At 63.5% G+C, this 17,201-nt stretch carries 15 protein-coding genes and 1 pseudogene; 1 reads left to right on the top strand and 15 read right to left on the bottom strand.

What is annotated here, in order from left to right; translation table 11 throughout:
- Positions 1 to 92: 92 nt before the first annotated feature.
- The 12 genes and pseudogenes from SJH88_RS15275 to SJH88_RS15220 form a co-directional block, all read right to left on the bottom strand.
- Entirely contained in the window at positions 93 to 857 is a 765-nt protein-coding gene (locus SJH88_RS15275; protein ID WP_274754979.1) for a coiled-coil domain-containing protein, read from the bottom strand.
- Complete coding sequence (locus SJH88_RS15270; RefSeq protein ID WP_274754978.1) at positions 842 to 2,071, bottom strand: hypothetical protein; 1,230 nt, start codon at positions 2,069 to 2,071, stop codon at positions 842 to 844. Before SJH88_RS15270 ends, SJH88_RS15275 begins: the two co-directional genes overlap by 16 nt.
- A 24-nt stretch (positions 2,072 to 2,095) precedes the next feature.
- Entirely contained in the window at positions 2,096 to 3,907 is a 1,812-nt protein-coding gene (locus SJH88_RS15265) for a polysaccharide biosynthesis/export family protein (protein ID WP_274754977.1), read from the bottom strand.
- A gap of 237 nt (positions 3,908 to 4,144) precedes the next feature.
- The gene (locus SJH88_RS15260) at positions 4,145 to 5,269 is read right to left on the bottom strand and encodes a KpsE/RkpR family capsule polysaccharide export protein (protein WP_274754976.1); all 1,125 of its coding nucleotides are present in this window, start codon (positions 5,267 to 5,269) and stop codon (positions 4,145 to 4,147) included.
- The gene (locus SJH88_RS15255; RefSeq protein ID WP_274754975.1) at positions 5,266 to 5,940 is read right to left on the bottom strand and encodes an ABC transporter ATP-binding protein; all 675 of its coding nucleotides are present in this window, start codon (positions 5,938 to 5,940) and stop codon (positions 5,266 to 5,268) included. The genes SJH88_RS15260 and SJH88_RS15255 overlap by 4 nt, the downstream gene beginning before the upstream one ends.
- Positions 5,941 to 6,852 (bottom strand): ABC transporter permease, encoded by a 912-nt coding sequence (locus tag SJH88_RS15250; protein WP_274754974.1) that lies wholly within the window; start codon positions 6,850 to 6,852, stop codon positions 5,941 to 5,943. It abuts the gene before it with no gap.
- A gap of 300 nt (positions 6,853 to 7,152) precedes the next feature.
- Positions 7,153 to 8,130 (bottom strand): Bug family tripartite tricarboxylate transporter substrate binding protein, encoded by a 978-nt coding sequence (locus SJH88_RS15245; protein WP_274754980.1) that lies wholly within the window; start codon positions 8,128 to 8,130, stop codon positions 7,153 to 7,155.
- A gap of 252 nt (positions 8,131 to 8,382) precedes the next feature.
- Entirely contained in the window at positions 8,383 to 9,030 is a 648-nt protein-coding gene (locus SJH88_RS15240; RefSeq protein ID WP_420921747.1) for an amidohydrolase, read from the bottom strand.
- A 40-nt stretch (positions 9,031 to 9,070) separates the two neighbouring features.
- Positions 9,071 to 9,211, bottom strand: a pseudogene (locus tag SJH88_RS15235) (DDE-type integrase/transposase/recombinase); the annotation flags it as partial.
- Positions 9,212 to 9,278: 67 nt separating this feature from the next.
- Positions 9,279 to 10,355, bottom strand: coding sequence for an alkene reductase (locus SJH88_RS15230; RefSeq protein WP_274754972.1), 1,077 nt, complete (start codon positions 10,353 to 10,355; stop codon positions 9,279 to 9,281).
- 194 nt (positions 10,356 to 10,549) lie between these two features.
- The gene (locus SJH88_RS15225) at positions 10,550 to 11,740 is read right to left on the bottom strand and encodes a M20 aminoacylase family protein (RefSeq protein WP_274754971.1); all 1,191 of its coding nucleotides are present in this window, start codon (positions 11,738 to 11,740) and stop codon (positions 10,550 to 10,552) included.
- A complete protein-coding gene (locus SJH88_RS15220) occupies positions 11,737 to 13,104 on the bottom strand; it encodes a DUF3100 domain-containing protein (RefSeq protein WP_274754970.1) in 1,368 nt (455 codons plus the stop codon). Before SJH88_RS15220 ends, SJH88_RS15225 begins: the two co-directional genes overlap by 4 nt.
- A gap of 354 nt (positions 13,105 to 13,458) precedes the next feature.
- Between SJH88_RS15220 and SJH88_RS15215 the strand changes: the two genes are divergently transcribed.
- Positions 13,459 to 14,373 (top strand): LysR family transcriptional regulator, encoded by a 915-nt coding sequence (locus SJH88_RS15215; protein WP_274754969.1) that lies wholly within the window; start codon positions 13,459 to 13,461, stop codon positions 14,371 to 14,373.
- On the opposite strand, the gene SJH88_RS15210 is transcribed toward SJH88_RS15215, so the two are convergent.
- The 3 genes from SJH88_RS15210 to SJH88_RS15200 all read right to left on the bottom strand — a co-directional run.
- Positions 14,358 to 15,593: a c-type cytochrome gene (locus SJH88_RS15210; protein WP_274754968.1), complete on the bottom strand. Its 1,236-nt coding sequence runs from the start codon at positions 15,591 to 15,593 to the stop codon at positions 14,358 to 14,360. The two genes, SJH88_RS15215 and SJH88_RS15210, sit on opposite strands and share 16 nt — an antisense overlap.
- The gene (locus tag SJH88_RS15205) at positions 15,590 to 16,444 is read right to left on the bottom strand and encodes an ABC transporter ATP-binding protein (protein WP_274754967.1); all 855 of its coding nucleotides are present in this window, start codon (positions 16,442 to 16,444) and stop codon (positions 15,590 to 15,592) included. Before SJH88_RS15205 ends, SJH88_RS15210 begins: the two co-directional genes overlap by 4 nt.
- Positions 16,438 to 17,201, bottom strand: a 764-nt coding sequence (locus SJH88_RS15200) for an ABC transporter permease (RefSeq protein ID WP_274754966.1), incomplete at its 5' end; no start/stop codon positions are given. The genes SJH88_RS15205 and SJH88_RS15200, both read right to left, overlap by 7 nt.

Genomic DNA, 17,201 nt, shown 5'->3' with positions numbered 1-17,201 from the left:
CTGATCAGCATGGCAACTCCTTGGCACGGGATTGCCATGTTGCCAGAACTGCTTGCAGTACCTCTCGGCCATGCAGCAACGGACGCTTGTTTTTAAGCAGCCAATCGTCCGGGACCCGACAGGTAAGAAAGCTCTTGTTTCACACGCTCTGCAGCACCGTAATAAGTTGCGTTAGATTGGGACTGCAGCTTGACGCCACCCGATTTGAGCTGGAGGTTTTCTAGGTAATACCGCTCCAGCTCTTCTTGCACTTTGTGCAGTTGGCTTAAAAGTAGCTCGTTTTCTTCTTGCAGCTCGGCAGACGCGGGCTTGGCAGATGCCTGCTGCAACTCTTTTTTGAGCTGGGCTTCTGCTTGCTGCAGCTTGGCGGCCTTGTCTTGGGCTGCCTTCAAGTCTGCCTGCAACTTATGGGTAACAGCTTCTGCTTGCTGCAGCTTGGCAGCCTTGTCTTGGGCAGCCTTCAAGTCTGCCTGCAACTTGTGGGTAACAGCTTCTGCTTGCTGTAACTTGGCGGCCTTGTCTTGGGCAGCCTTCAAGTCTGTCTGCAACTTGTGGGTAACAGCTTCTGCTTGCTGTAGCTTGGCGGCATTGTCTTGGGCAGCTTTCAGGTCTGTCTGCAACTTGTGCATTTCTGCCAGTTTTTTGGTTTGCTCCTGGGATTGCAGATAGCGGCTTTCCAACTCTTCTTGCACTTGATGCAATTTCTGCAGCAACAAGCCGTTTTCTTGCTCGCTATGCTGCAGCTTGGCGGCCTTGTCTTGGGCGGCCTTCAAGTCTGTCTGCAACTTGTGGGTAACAGCTTCTGCTTGCTGCAGCTTGGCGGCCTTGTCTTGCGCAGCTTTCAGGTCTGTCTGCAACTTGTGCAGTTCAGCCAGTTTTTTGCTTGCTCCTGGGATTGCAGATAGCGGCTTTCCAGCTCTTCTTGCACTTGATGTAATTGCTGCAGCAACAAGCCGTTTTCTTGCTCGCTATCTTGCAGTGCAGTGTTACGACTGCTCAGCAACTGATCTTGCTCCAGCACGCGTTGCTGGGTGCGCAGATAGGTTTGCTGCAGTTGCTCAATCTGACGATGGCTGTGTTGTAGTTGCTGCTGGCTGTCTTGAAGTGTTGTACCCAGCTGTGCCAAGCGTGCGGCCGATTGCTGCATGGCTGTTTGCTGTGCCACAAAGGCTGCCCATGCCTGGTAGTGCTGCTGCTGTAAGTCATGCCCTGCCAGCAAGGCTGTGCCCTGCTGTTGCGCCCGCTGGGGCATGGAGGCAGCAGCTTGCAGCTGTGCGTACAGCTCTTGTGCCTCAGGATGGTCTTGCAGCAGTTGCTCGGCCAGCCATTGCGCCAAGGCGTGGTTCTGCAGGTCTGATTGCGGCGCTGCCACATTAGTGCCATCGTGCACGATGTCGACTTCCGCAGTCTCGGCTTGGAGCACAGGCTGTACGCCGTCGAGTACGCCATCGTCGGTCACTGAAGTGTTGAGCCAACCCTGCGCTGCACCCGGCAACTGCAGCGGCGCATCCATACGGGCACTGAGTTGCTGCACATAGTGCGTAGCCGATGCCTGCACCTGGTCTGCATGTACCAGCAGGCTGCGCTCTGGGTTGCGCAGATGAAAACTCAGCAACGCAGAGTTATAAGCCACCCAAGCATTGACTTTGGCTTGCAGCGCTTCAGGATCTGTCTCTAGGTGCTCCACAGCGTGACGGGTCAAAGCAGTTTGCGGGGCGTCATACACCAGCACAAACATGGTTTGCGGGTCTTGGGCTTTCCAGTAGTCCAGCAGATAAACGGCCTGCACATCGGCCCACCCCCATAAGGGCTGTTCCATATTCGCCAGCACCAAATCCAGCGCCAAACCTTGCCACACGGGGGCGACTGCAATTTGCTGCAACGCATCAGCACTGCACACCTGCTGCACCGGCAGCACGCCATGGGCTTTGAGCAGGGTTGCACCGATTTGCTCTGGGGTAAACCCTTCACGGCGCGAAGGCAGTGCCTGAGCAAGGCCGCAGTCCAACAGCAACTCGTGTACCTTGTCCAAGCCTGACTGCGGGTGGCCAACAACAATGATCTTGTTCATAAGCTTCTTTTTATATTCAAGGGGTTACAGGCCGAAGACAACCTTCGCGCTGACGGCAATCTGGTACATGATTTGTGTCATGTCTTTCCAGAACTGGCGCTTTTTCTCATCCACCTTCGGTAAAACCAAAATCTGGTCGCCCGCTTGAATATCGGTATTCGCAAACAACCGTTTGGGGTTGACCTGGTCAAACGAGCCATCACGGCGTGCCACAACTACGCGTGCGTTGTCGGCCATCTGGGTAAAGCCACCTGCGCGGTTGATGTACTCCTCCAAGCTGAGCTTGCTTTCATAGGCCACAGCGTTGGGGAACAGCACTTCGCCGCTGACCAGCACCAGGTCATCCTTGCGCGGTATACGAATCACGTCACCGTTTTCCAGCAACATGGAAGCCAACTGGCTGGCCTTGGCAATCTGTACTTGGCCCACAGGTTCAATTTTTTTGGCGCGCTCTACCCATTGCAGGGTCAGGTTGGCTTCGTCCTGGCGCAGCTTGGCTTCGTCGCTGCTGCCGCTGCGGGCGGTCAGCAGGCTCATTTCCAGGTTGTGCAGGCTGGTCAACAGCATTTCTTTTTGACGCAACTTCACGCTTTCGCGGAACAGTTGCACGCTGGCCATGTCAGAGTTGGCGCTGCCTTGGATTTGATCCAGCAGTGTGCCCATGGGGGTGCCATAGGGCAGCACATATTCTTGGGCGCTGTTGTGCTCCCCCTCCACACGCACGGTGATGGTGCCGGGCTTTTTGTCGGCGGTGAATTCCAGCTCATCCCCATCAGCCAGCACCACGGCGTTGGCTTCGCTCAGCGGGTAATACTCGGCATTGCGCACGCTGCCGGTGTTGCGCACCACACGCATGTGGGTGGCAATCGACAGGGGTTTGGCGACTTGCATGAGCTGGGCAACGGTTTGTTGTCCGGTCAGAAATTCAAAACGCTTGGCATTGGCCACCAAGCCCCTCACGCTGACACGCTGGGCATGCGGCGGCACGAAGATGACATCGCCATCAGCCAGTTGCACCAGGGGCATGGTGCCGTTGAGCAAAAAGTCGTACAGATTGACGGTAGCCTTGACGGTCTGACCGCGCTTGACTTGCACTTGCAGGTAGCTGCCGCGCTCAGGGTCCACACCTCCAGCCATGTCCAGGTAACGCAGTACGCTGTCCATGCTGGTGCCGTTGTACAAGCCGGGGCGGTTGACGTTGCCACCCACAAAAACGCGCACGGGTTGGGCCGCAGCCAGGCTGGCATAGCTGCTGACGTTGTTGCGGAAGGTGCGGCGCACAGCGGCTTGCACCGTGGCTTCCAGTTCGCGGTTGCGCACCCCCAGGACCTGAACGGGGCCAGCATGTGGCAGGAAGATGTTGCCACGGGGGTCCACGGTCAGCGTTTGCTCAAAGGCAAATGCACCCCACAGGCGCACCTCGATCTGATCGCCAATTGCAATTGCGTAATCGGGGTTGAATTGCGTGGCACCGGGCTGGCTGAAAGCCCCGGTGAACAATTGCGCACCGAACACATCGCTGGCCTGGTTGTTGATCTGGTCCTGTGTCTGCACAGGCACGCCCGCAAAGCCCGGTGTGGAAGGCCCCGAGCGCGTGGGAGCTGCAGCCGTGCCACCCGCCTTCTGCGATTGCGCCGGATACAGGCTGCTGCCCGACGCGGTGAACGCCCCACTGGGGGAGACGGATGGCAGCACGGTGGCTGATGTGGGATAGGCGGCGCTGCGGGTGCCGGTGGTTGAGTTGCTGCTGGTATTGCTGGCCCCTGTGCCGAGGGCCGTGCTGAGGTCGTATTGCGCCCACGCGGTGGGCTGCAGCGCGGCCAGCGTCCACAACACGGCGATAGCGCCAGGACGCAGCACGCGCAATGGCGCAGCATGGGCTGCACTGAATGCTTCCAAATGCAGAGCTGCAGGCGTCGGATTTGTCTTCATTTTTCGGTTCTATCAGTGTTAAGTGCATGCAGGTATTGCGCTGCAAGCTATTCAATCAGTCGTCATTGAAACTGGTTGCCTTGCAATCCGGTGATGCTGGCTTTACAGGCCATCACCCGGCATGCCGGTGCGCGCGCAGTGTCAATCCCTGTGGTCGCGCACAATCGCAAGCAACAGGTGCGCCAAGCCGGCCAGCAGCATGATGGTGATCGCCAAGACACTGGCGGTGTAGAGGCGGCGTGGTTCTGTGGCCTCCTGCGGCAAATTGGGCTGCTGCAACACAGACACCTTCTTGAGGGTGCGTGTGGCTTCCAGGCGGCCCTGCTCCAGCGCCGTCAGTGCGGTTTTGTACATGTCCAGGTCGAACTTGGATTGCAGCTCTAGCTGGGCAAATGCTTCGGCCGTGCGGTTCAGGGTTTTGCCGCCTGGGGCTGCCAGCTTGGCCTGCTCCTGGGCAATCTGTTTTTCGAGCGCGTCGATGCGCTGGTTCAGCAAAACGATATTCGGGTGGTCTGCCACCAGATAGGCTTGCATGGCGGCACGCTGGGCCTGCAAATCCACCATTTGACCCTGCAGGTTGGCCACGATGGCCGCAATCACCTGGGCTGCAGCCTCAGGCGAGATCATTCCCTTTTTTTCCTGAAACTCCAGCAAGGCCCGGCGCGAGGCCTGCACTTTGCTGTTCAGCGCCTTCACCTGCCCTTCGAGGAAAGTGACCTGGTCCTGGGCGATCGCATGGGCCATGCGGTTCATGAAGCGCTCGCCCTCTTGCACCAGCATCTGCGAGATCTGCTGCGCTTTCTCGGGCTCATACGCTTGCGACTTGACGACCAGCACGCCGGCAAACTCGTCGTATTCGACCTGTACGCGGCGCAGGTAATAGGTATAGAAGTCTTCGCGGCTGGCCTCCGTGCCTTGCCACATGCGCGAGAACCAGTCGCCTTGCGACCCGAAGTGTTCGCGCAAGTGCAAGGCGGTGTCCAGTTTTTCGGCCATGTCGGGCGAACGCAGGTGCTCGCGCAACAAGAGCTGATCGGTGCGGTTGCTGCCAGAGTTGCCCGAAATCAGCGATCCCAGATCAATCGCAGTGCCACTGTGCAGGTTGGTGCTTTGGATGATGAGGCGCGCCTCGGACACATAGCGGTCGGAGGCGATACCGAGCCAGTAAACGGCGGTGCAGACACAAGCCAAGGCGGTGAGTGAACGCAAGGGGGAGCGGCGCAGCCATTGCTGGACAGGGCCGCGCAAAGTAGAGGCGATGGTCATGAAGTGGAAACGGAAGTGCTGTCGTGGTAGGCGCACAAGGCGTCGTCAATCTGGTCGAACCAGTGGGCTTGGCCGCGGTGCAGCCACACACCGGCCTGGCAATAATCTTTGAGCGTCCCCTCACTGTGCGAGACCATGATGACGCTGGCTTTGCCGACCTTGTCTTTGAATGCCTTGGCAGCCTTGGCCTGAAATGACCGGTCACCAGCGGCGGTGATTTCGTCGGAAATATAGACATCAAAATCAAACGCCAGCGACAAACCAAATTGCAGGCGCGATTTCATGCCCGAAGAGTAGGTTTTGATCGGCTCATCAAAGGCGGGACCGATTTCGGCAAACTCCTGCACCTGGGCAAGGATGCGGGGAATGTCGTCCTCCATCCCATGGATGCGTGCGACAAACTTGGTGTTTTGCCGGCCAGTCATGCTGCCCTGCAGGCCACCGCCAAAACCCATTGGCCAGGACACCTTGCAGTGGCGACGCACTTCACCTTTGGAGGGATAGTCAACGCCGCCAATGATGCGCAACAAGGTGGATTTACCGGCGCCATTGCCCCCCACCAAACCCACGCTGAGGCCATTCGGAATGCGCAGGTTGACACCTTGGAGCACCCACGGTCCCATGCCGTGGTCGGTGTAATAGCGTTTGTGAATATCGATGACCTCAATCATTTACTGCATCACCAACCGTTGATTGAAGCGCCTGAACAACGCCAGCCCCAGAAACAGCAGCACCAGCGCGCACTGGTAGGCATACACCAGATCCAGCCCGGCCACAGAGTGATAGAACGGCGCGAAACCCAAACGAGAGGCTTCAATGGCGTGCGCGACGGGATTGAGCAACAGCCAGTCCAGATAAGGGGGCTGTACCAAGGACAGGGGGAAGATGACGCCAGAAATCATCATCAGCGGCATCATGATGAAGTTGATGATGCGTTCGGTTTCTGGCACGAGCTTGACCAGGACGCCAAAGATCATGCCCAGCCCCAGGGCGCACAACCATGCCAGGGTGAATGCCTCCAACACATCCCAGCCACTGGCTGGCCAGGACATCCAGCCCATCATGCCGCCCACAGCAAAAACGGTCGCGCTGATCAGCAGCATGGTGACGCCCTCAACCACGGAGCGCACCAGCACCACATCCGCTGGCCGCACTTGGCGGTAGGCAAAGAGGGAACTATTCGCATCCACGCCGTTCTGTACTTGGGACACGGTGCGCCGGAATGTCATGAAAACCAGCATACCGCTGGCAATCCACAGGGGTGTTTCAATGCCGCCCACATGGCGCACCCGGATGACGGTGAATATCAAGATCAGCCACAACACGTTGGCCACGGGCTCCAGCACCAGCCAAACCCAGGCAACACGGGAGCCAAACATGCGCACCATGGCCTCGCGCAAAAAAAGCGCTTTCCAGACAGAAAGCGCTGATTGCCAAGGTTTCCATTGAGATACCGGTAAGCGCATCATCGGTTCCCTCGGCAAGGGATGTGAGGCCACCGCTGCTGTAACCGCCAGACTATCGATTCCATGCGGCATTATCGCCATGAACGGCACACAAATCGCCAACATGCAGGCAATCAAACAGTGAGCATGCCTATAAAAAACTCATGGAGACATGTGATTTATTACATTTCGTCTATAGGAGTCACAGGTGCTGACTTCCATGTTCGCCGCAACACAGCGACTTTGATGCATAGCAAATCTACAAAACCTGGGTGTGTTAATCAACTGCACACAGGAAGGCACTAGCGCTTGCCTCTGCTGAGTTTGGATGGACGCCGTGTAGAGCGCATGCTATGCAGTTGCACATAAAAATGCCGCCTCAAAGGCGGCATTCGCTGTCAACAACACTGGGCATCAGGTTGCACCTGGCAGCGCAGATCAGGTCGGCTGCGGGCCCAGCTTGGCCAGCACCGCCTTTTCCTTGGCCGTGGATTCGATGGCGAACTGGCGGTAGGCCTTGCTGTCCATATAGATGGGCAGCATTTCAAAGCGCTGCAGCATGGCCTGGTAGCTGTCCATCTCCATCGCCTGTTTGAAGGCATCGTGCAGACGGGTCTGGATCTCAGCGGGCATGCCCTTGGGGCCAACGAGGCCAAACGGCGAGTACTGGGTGGTGGGCAGGCCGAGCTCGAGCAGCGTGGGCGTGTTGGGCAGTGTGGGCAGGCGCTTTGCGGTCCAGACGTTCAAGGCCACCATGCGCCCCTGGTCCACATACGGGATCACGGCACTGGTGTCGGCACCCACCATGACTTCGCCCGCCATGGTGGCGCGCATCAGCTCGGCCGAGCCCTTGTAGGGTACGTGCACCACGTCCAGGCCCAGCTGCTGGGCGATGATGGCCGAGGTGATGTGCGGCGAGGTGTAAGTGCCGGTGTTGCCGATGGTCAGCTTGCCGGGATTGGCCTTGGCCCAGGCCACCACGTCCTGCCAGCTCTTGAGGCCGGACTGCGTGCTGGCGACCATGCAGAAGGCATAGCCGGTCACGTTCAGGATGTAGCTCAGGTCGTCCACCGGGTTCCATTTCAGGCCCGTGGTGAACGGCAGACGCATCACGCTCATGGGCAGCTGGGCGATGGTGTAGCCGTCGGCCGGCGTGGACTGCAGTTGCGACGCAGGCAGTGAGCCCGCTGCACCGGGGCGGTTTTCCACGATGACGGGCTGGCCCAGGATCTTGGAGGCGTTTTCCGCCAGCTGGCGCATGGTCAGATCGGTGGGGCCGCCTGCGGGAAAGGCCACCACCAGTTTGATGGCGCGGGTCGGAAAGGCTTTGCCGGACTGGGCCAGTGCGGGCGCACCGGCCATCCAGGCGCCCGCCACGGCGGACACCCCTGCCTGCAGGCAGGTTCTGCGTGAAATGCTCATTGTCTTTGTCTCCCTGTTGTTCATATGGCGACAATGAGTGTAGAAGTCCCTCCTGCACACCCATCCCCAGGGAAACCCTTGCGCGCCGGAAAGATCAGCATAAAAACTGACTCTAGCGCTCATGCAGCAAGCGCAGAGCGCTCACATTTCAGCGCATTAACCCCAGTCATTGCAGGTCTGTCAACACGATCAGGCGCGCCGCCGCCCTGCCCGGCGCATTGGGCCATGCCGAGTGGCACGGCACGCTCACGGCGCCTGGTACACCACCACGCCTTCCTTGATGGTCTGCAGCACCTGGAGCTGGCTAAGCTGGCTGGGCGGCATGGTCAGGGGGTTGCCCGACAGCACGGCAAAGTCCGCCAGCTTGCCCAGCTCGATCGAGCCCTTGTGGTCCTCTTCAAAGTGCTGGTAGGCGGCCCACAAGGTCATGGACTGCAGCGCCACCCAGGGTGTCACGCGGTGCTCCGGCCCCAGCACCTGGCCGCTGCGCGTGCGGCGATTGACGGTGGCATCCAGCACGCGGATGGACGACGGCAGCACCACCGGGGCGTCGTGGTGCGAGGTGAAGCGCAGGCCCTGTGCCAGCACCCAGCCGGTGGGCGAGATGTTCTGCGCGCGCGGGTCCCCCAGCACCTCGCTGCGGTGCCGGTCCCCCCAGTAGTAGGTGTGCATGGGAAACAGCGAGGGGAAGATGCCCAGCCGACGCAGCGCAGCCACCTGGTTGTGGCGCAAGGTCTGGCCATGGATCAGCACCGGTCGCCGGTCGCGCATCGGCGGGCCCCCGTCGTAGCGCGCCCGTGCAGCCTGCACGGCCAGGATCATCTGGTCGATGGCCGCGTCGCCGTTCGCATGCACCAGGTTCTGCCAGTTGTGGGCAAAGTGAGCCTGCCCCAGTAGCTTTCGATGGGTGAGACTTGTCCCGGCAATTGCCTTTGCGGCTCATGGATGAGCGTATTCCCCACTTTGCTGAAGCAGCTTGGAAGTCGTAGCTGCAATATTGGCGCCCCCTGTCGCTGTGGAAGATAGCCCCCGGTTCAGGGCGTCTTCGCCACCAAACCATAGCCAGCCCTTGCACAGCAAGCGCTGACAGCTATCAAAAAGCAGTCCGAGGACTGGCTTTTTTGCATGTGGCGGGAGCCCACTCAGGCGGTGGCCGTTTCCGCGTCCAGCGCGGGGTAGTCGTTGTAGCCGGTGGCGTCGGCGCTGTAGATGGTGCTGGCGTTCAGCGGATTCAGCGGCGCGCCCTGGGCGAAGCGGGCCGGCAGATCGGGGTTGGCGATGAACACGCGGCCAAAGGCCACGGCATCGGCCGCACCGCGGGCCAACAGGGCTTCGGCGTCCTGCTGGCTCATGCCGTCGTTGGCGATGTAGGTGCCGCTGTAGATCTTGCGCAGGTGCTGGCCGATGGGCAGCACGCCGTCCTTGAGCTCTTCGCGCGAGAAGATAAAGCCCAGCTTGCGCGCTTCGATCTGCTGTGCCACATAGCTGAACAGCGCCACGGGGTCGCTGTCGTGCATGCTGTGGGTGTTGCTCATGGGGTTCAGGTGCACGCCTATGCGCTCGGCCGGCCATTCCTGGGCCAGCGCGTCCAGCACTTCGAGCAGGAAGCGCGCACGGTTTTCGATGCTGCCACCGTACTGGTCGGTGCGCTGGTTGCTGCCATCGTGCAGGAACTGGTCGAACAGATAGCCATTGGCGGCGTGCACTTCGATGAAGTCAAAACCGGCCGCCTTGGCGTTGCGGGCAGCCTTCACGAAGTCCTGGACGATGCCGGCGATCTCGGCCGTCTCCAGCGCGCGCGGCACGGTGTAGTCGCGCTTGGGGCGCAGCACGGCCACCTGGCCTTCGGGGGCGATGGCGCTGGGGGCCACGGGCAACTGGCCATCCAGCAGCTCGGGGTCAGAGATGCGGCCCACGTGCCACAGCTGCACGGCAATGTGACCACCGGCGGCATGCACGGCCTCGGTCACGCGCTTCCAGCCGGCCACCTGCTCGTCCGACCAAATGCCGGGGGTATTGGGGTAGCCCACGCCCTGGGGGCTGACCGAGGTGGCCTCGGTCAGGATCAGGCCCGCGCCCGCGCGCTGGCGGTAGTGCGTGACCTGCAGGTCCCCCGGCGCGCGGCCGTGGAAGGCGCGCATGCGAGTCAGCGGGGCCATCACCACGCGGTTGGGCAGGGTCACGGAACCGATCTTGAAGGGTTTTTGAAGTTGGGTCATGGAGGAAGGCTCGTCGATCAAACAAAGGGCTGCCCCACGCCGTGCGGGGGCAGTTTGTGCCATCTAGGGGCAATCCCGAGTATTTCAAGCTGGTTTATTGTCGCTCGCCTGGCACCTGCGCGACAGCCGGCCAGAAAAAAACCGGGCACAGACCCGGTTCTCACAAGTGGCAGCGCGGCCTGGGCCGTCGCTGGTCAGCCCGTGGCTGGCAGGCGGCCGTCGCGCAGCAGCGCACGCACCAGTTGCACGAAATACTGCACGCCCAGCGGCAGCACGCGGTCGTTGAAGTCGTACTTGGGGTTATGCAGCGAGGCGCTGTCCTCGCCATTGCCCATCCAGATGTACACCCCGGGGCAGGCCTGGGCCATGAAGGAAAAGTCCTCCGAGGCCATGCTGGGCTTCAGGTCGCGGCGCACCTGCTCGGCGCCCAGCACACCGGCCAGCACCTCGGCACAGACTTCCGCATGCACCGGGTGGTTGATGGTGGCGGGGTAGCTGACGCGGTAGTCCAGATCGGCCTGCAGGCCATGCAGGGTGCAGGTGGCCACAATCGCGTCACGCAGGCGCTGCTCGATGCGGGCGCGCTGCGCCATGTCGAAGCAGCGCACGGTGCCGCGCAGCTGGATGACTTCGGGCATGACGTTGTAGGTGTCGCCCGCGTGGAAGCTGGTGATGCTCAGCACCGCGGGTTTGTGCACCTCCTGCTCGCGCGCGATCAGTGCGGGCAGTTGGGTCACCAGTTGGCAGGCCGCCAGCAGCGCGTCCTTGCCCAGGTGGGGCATGGCGGCGTGGCAGCCCTGGCCGGTCAGTGTCAGGTCGAAGATGTCGAAGGCCGCCATCACGGCCTCGCTGTGCACCGCCGCCGTGCCCACGGGCAGGCCCGGCCAGTTGTGCAGGCTGTAGACGGCCTGCATCGGGAAGCGCTGGAACAGCCCATCCTCGATCATGGCGCGCGCACCGCCTTCATTTTCCTCGGCGGGCTGGAAGATGAAATGCACCGTGCCGGCAAAGTCGGGCTGGCTGACCAGGGCCTGGGCCGCTCCCAGCAGCATGGTCGTGTGGCCATCGTGGCCGCAGGCGTGCATGCGGCCGTCGTGCTGCGACTTGTGGGCGCAGGTGTTCAGCTCGTGCACATGCAGCGCGTCCATATCGGCACGCAGGCCAATGCTGGGGCCGTCACCGCGGCGGCCGCGCAGCACGGCCACGATGCCGGTCCCGGCCAGGCCGGTGTGCACCTCCAGCCCCCAGCCTTGCAGCAGTTCGGCCACGCGGGCACTGGTGCGGTGCTCCTGGAACGCGGTTTCGGGGTGGCGGTGGAAGTCGTGCCGCCAGGCCTGCAGGCTGTCCTGCGTGGGCCAGTTCACGTTGTCATTCGGGTTGCTCATCGCTCAGGCTTTCTTGCAAGGAACAGGGGTAACAGGCTGCCCACGAAGAACTGGGCAATCGCGGCCGCAGCCAGGAACACACCGGCGTTCGCCATCAGCGAGACCACGACGATGCGCCAGCCCAGGCGGCGGAAAGCCGGGATGTCCTTGGCCAAGGCCAGACCGGCAAAGGTCAGCATGGTGGTGATCATGGCAAAGAAGTTGACCTTGCCGGTCAGCGCCGCCACTTCGGCCGCATACGGCGTGCTGGGGAAGGTCATGGCCATGGCCACGAAGGAAATCCAGCACACGGCAGGCAGCTTGCGCTGCGTGGCCAGATAGACCAGGTCGCCCACCAGCACCACGCCGATGATGATGGCCACGCCAGGCAACGCGTCCAGCATGGGCACGCCGTGGCCGATGCGGTTGGCCACCAGCACGGTGGCACCGCCCATCACCCACGACAGCAGGCGCATGCCCAGGTTCAGCACCGGGGTGTGCACCACCTCGGTGGGCTGGGCCACGCTGCCATCATCGATGGACACAGCCTTGCGGTTGCGCCCCAGCAGCGGCTCCAGCCAGCGATAGGCGCGCACGGCCAGCGGCAGCGAGATGAACAGCGTCAGGTAGGTACCCAGGGTGGTAGCGATCAGGTTGGCCGCCGCCGCGTAGGTGGCGATCTGGTCCGACATTTCAGGGTGCTGTGCCGCCACGGCGCCCACGGCAGCGGCGGTCATCGAGCCCGAACCCACGCCCGCGCCCATGGCCAGGGCGTAGGGGTGAAAGATGTTCAGGCTGGTCACAAAACCGGCCAGGATGGAGATGAAGATGGCGCCGATCAGGGTGCCAGTGATGTACTCGGCCAGCACACCGCGGCCTTCGGGGGAGTTCATGCCGAAGCGCTCGCCCACGATCGCCAGGCCGGGTTCACGGCCGATGGAGAAAGTGGCGCCAATCGCTTCGCGCTTGATGCCCAGCAGCAGCGCCACGGGCATGCCCAGCAAAATGCAGCCCACCAGGTTACCCAGCTCCTGCAGCGCCAGCGCCCAGCCCACCTTGCTCAGTTGCGGCAGCGAGCCGCCCACCAGTAGGCCCAGCTTGGCGATGAACAGGAACAGCGCACACGAGAGCACGGCCGCGGCAAAGTGCTGACCGCGCAGGTCCAACTTGGCCGGTCCAGGCAGGCGCTTGGACAGCAGGCCCAGCACCAGGCCAATCAGCAACGCCCAGATCATGGGCAGCAGCACCACCTTGCCAATGCCCAGCTCGATGGGCAGCGGGCCCAGCCATTCGGACAAGGCTGCAATCACCAGTGCCAGCGCAAACACCTGCACCACCACCCCCCAGTTCATCGGCGACTTGCCGGGCTGAACGTCTGTACGCATCGGATTCCTTTTCCCGCCACCGCCACACCGCGGCCACGTGCTTGATATGAATGTGGAATGTCCGCCGCCAACACGCCCCGCCGCAGGCCGTCGGGCCTGTACCGGGCACGGGCTGCTGTACCACCGGGGCCGGCGGCATGGCAACGACACGTTCAGGGAGGAATTGGCAACGCTTGGCACAGCCCGCCACGGCAGCGCCTAACGCTGCGGGTCCGCTCATGCCAAGGTCGGAAAATATATCCGCGTGTTTATTGCGTTTGTTTTTGTTTTCTGTTCTAAAAAACAGAACGCTCGCCGTACCATGCCGGCCTGCGCTGCGCTGTTGTCCCCTCACCCTGCCCCCCCTGGCCCACCATGCACACATTTCACGATTCCCGTGCCCGTTATTTGTATGAGGCCGTGAGCAATGGTTCCGTGCGCGCTGCGGCGGAAAAACTGGGCATCGTGCCCTCGGCCGTCAGCCGCCAGATCAGCCTGCTGGAAGAAGAGATGGGCGTGGCCCTGGTCGAGCGCCACCGCACCGGCGTGGTCCCCACCCAGGCCGGGCAGCTGATTCTGGACTACTACCGCCAGCACCAGTCGCACCAGCACGACATGCTGGCCAAGGTGGACGCCGTGCGCGGCCTGCGCAGCGGCGCGGTCAGCATCGTCAGCGGCGAAGGCTTTGCCCAGGAGCTGATCGCGGGCCCGATCCGCCAGTTCCGCCAGCACTACCCGAATGTCTCGATCGCGCTCGACATCTACGGCACCAACGAGATCATGCGCCGCGTGCGCGAGGATGCCGCAGAAATCGGCTTGGTCTATTACGCCCCCGCGGACAGCCACATCACCTCACGCGGCGCGGCCCGCCAGCCCATGCACGCCATTGTCGCCCCCGGCCACCCGCTCAGCCGAGCGCCGCACACCTCGCTGCAGGAGCTGTCGCAGTGGCCGGTGGCCCTGCTGCAGGGCGTCTACGGCATCCGCCAGTTGGTTGAATTTGCCGAACATGCGGAAAAAATCCGCCTGTCCCCGGCCCTGACCAGCAACCTGATCAGCGTGCTGCTGGGCTTTGTGACCACGGGCCAGGGTGTGACCCTGCTGCCCAAGTGCTCGGTCACCACCGAACTGGGCCAGGGCCGGGTGCTGGCCGTGCCCATCCACAACCCTGCCCTGCTCAGCGCCGAGGTGCAGCTCATCACCCGGGCGGGCCGCCAGCTCTCCCCCGCGGCCAACCGCTTTTTGCAGTACTGCATGCAGGGCATGCAGGCGTTTCAGGAAGCCGCCTGATCGCGCGGCGCACCGCGCCGGCCAGCGCCGCCGTGCAGGCTGCCGCCCTTGACATAGACCACGGGCTGGCTGTCCATGCTGCGCAGCAGCCGCGTCAGGCTGTCTTCCGCGGTGTTCGACGGCACAGCGGCCCCGGCATCGGCCAGGCGGCACACCAGGTCGCCCTCGCTCCAGCTGTCGGCACCGCGGTCATTGCGCGCACGCAACCAGCCGGACTTGTCCGCCAGCAACTGGGTCTGCTGCAGCGCTGCGCTGCCCGTCAGCCAGCGCAGCGCCTGGCGGGCCTCGGGGCCTGAGGTCACGACGCAATCGACCGCAGCGGGCAGCGTTGCCGCCACGGCGCGGCCCTCGGGCGGCAGCCACAGCGTCAGCATGCGCGGGTCAGGCAGCAGGCCCTGCACATCCTCCAGGCCGACCAGGCGCACCCGCTGGCGCTGCAGATCGCGCACCCGCTGCCAGGGCTGGCCGGGGCAGCGCAACGCCATGTCCGGCAGGGCCACCGGCATGGCCCAGCTGCCCGACAGCTGCAGCAGCTGGCCGGCCGCCTGGGCGCGCAGAAAATGCAGCAGCTCCCAGCTCTGCGCCACCGTCAGTTGTTCGGCAAAACCGGGCATGCTGGGCTGGCCACCGACCGTGCTCACCCCCTGGCGCACGGCGTGCAGCAGGTCCCCATCGGCACGGCGCCACAGCAAGGGACCGGTGAAGCTGGGGGGCCATACGGCCTGCCGGGCCGCCAGCGGCCCCTGGCCGTTGCCGGTCGTGCCGTGGCAGGCCACGCACAGGCGCTGGTAATGGCCCGCGCCCGCCGCAATCGCCGTGTCACTGAAAGGCACCGGGTTGTGGTGAAAGCTGCGGGGACTTGCGGGCACCCACAGCACCTGCGCCGACGGCCAGGGCGCCAGGACGGCCACCAGCCCGGCACTGGCCAGCAGCCCCCAGCGCAGACGCCGCCGGCGCCCCCCCAGCCAGGCCAGGCCCAAGAGCACCACCACCAGGGCGGCAGCCACCAGCCCCACCGCCAGGGCCCGCGCCTGGCCCACGTCCAGCAGCAAATGCTCGCCAGCCAGGCGCTGGGCCCAGGGCCAGGCCGGCTGGCCATCCACCACGGGCGTCCAGCCCAGCGCATGCCACAACCGCAGCAGCCCCTCCTGCCCGCGCTGCATGGCCTCCAGCAGCCACAGCAGCCAGGGCGCCTCCTGCACCACGCGGTCCGGGCTCATGCGCCCACATCACTCAGGCCCAGCTCCCGCAGCGCCTGCTGGCGCAACTGCACAAAGCGCGGATCGCTGCGATGGCGGGGATAGGGCAAATCCACGGGCAGCTCGGTCAGCGTGCGCGCCGGCCGGGGCGAGAACACCACCACGCGGTTGGCCAGAAACAGCGCCTCCTCCACGTCGTGCGTGACCAGCAGCACCGAAAAGCCGGCCTTCTGCCACAGTTTGAGCAACTCACCCTGCATGCTCAGCCGCGTCAGCGAGTCCAGCTTGCCCAGGGGCTCGTCCAGGATCAGCAACTGCGGCTCATTGACCAGGGCCCGTGCCAGCGCGGCGCGTTGCGCCATGCCACCCGACAGCTGGTGCGGGTAGCTGGCCGCAAACTCGCTCAGGCCGACCAGCTCCAGCGCCGCGTCCACCCGGGTGTACTGCGCCTGGGGCACCTTGCGCGCCTGCAGCCCCAGGGCCACGTTGTCGCGCACCGTGCGCCAGGGAAACAGCGTGGGGTCCTGGAACACCACGATGCGCGAGGGATCGGGCCGCGTGATCGGCTGCCCGTCCTGCGTGATCTGCCCGGCCGTGGGCGCCTCCAGCCCGGCCACCAGCCGCAGCAGCGTGGACTTGCCGCAACCGCTGGGCCCCAGCAGGGCCACGAATTCGCCCGGCTGCACCTGCAGGCTGACATGGTCCAGCACCGGCAGGTGGCCGCCCTGGGCCTGGGCAAACTGGTGCGACACCTGGTGCACCGCGATGTGGGCCCCGGGGGGCGTGGCACGGGGCGCAGGCACGGCCACAGCGTCCAGCGTGTCGGTGTCCGCCCAGACCTCGGACACCAGGGAGCGCAAGGCTTTCACCATTTCACAGTTCCTTTCTGCCAGCCCAGCAGGCGATCACGCACGGTGAACAGCAAGGTGATCAGGCCTGAGCACAGCACCGCCATCACCAGCAACGCGCCATACATGTTGGAATACGCGGCCCAGCCCTGGGCCCACTGCAGGTACCAGCCCAGGCCTGCCTTCACGCCCATCATCTCGGCCGTGATCAGCACCGAAAAAGACGCGCCCAGCCCCATGAACAGGCCCACGAACACCTGCGGCAAGGCGGCAGGAATCGCCACGCGCCACACCAGGAACCACTCCGAGGCGCCCAGGGTGCGCGCCACGTCGTAGTAGCTCTTGCTCACATTGGCCACGCCCGACCAGGTCAGCACCGCCACCGGAAAGAAGGTGGCCAGCGCAATCAGGAACACGGCCGCGCTGTAGCTGCTGGGCGCAAAGAAGAAGGCCAGCGGCAACAGCGCCGACGCCGGCACCGGCCCCAGAAAGCGCAGCAGGGGGTGGACCCAGTAGCCCGCCACGCGCGACCAGCCGACCCACACGCCGGTGACAAAGCCCACCACGCTGCCCAGCACGATGCCGTGCACCAGCAGGCGCAGCGAATGCGCCACCGACGTGCCCAGCCGCGCCGTGTCGTCCAGGTACACCTCCAGCAGGCTTTGCGGCGGTGCGAAGAACGGCGGCGGCAGCAGGCCCAGCTTGGCCGTCAGCACCTGCCACAGCACCAGCAGCAGCGGCGCGGCAATCAGCCACGCCCCGGCCGGGTGCAGCCACTGCA

It is taken from the genome of Comamonas sp. GCA5, assembly GCF_036541385.1.
Taxonomy (GTDB): Bacteria; Pseudomonadota; Gammaproteobacteria; order Burkholderiales; family Burkholderiaceae_C; genus Comamonas; species Comamonas aquatica.
The sequence above is the reverse complement of the archived record's forward strand: the minus strand, read 5'-3'. Positions and strand labels throughout refer to the sequence as shown.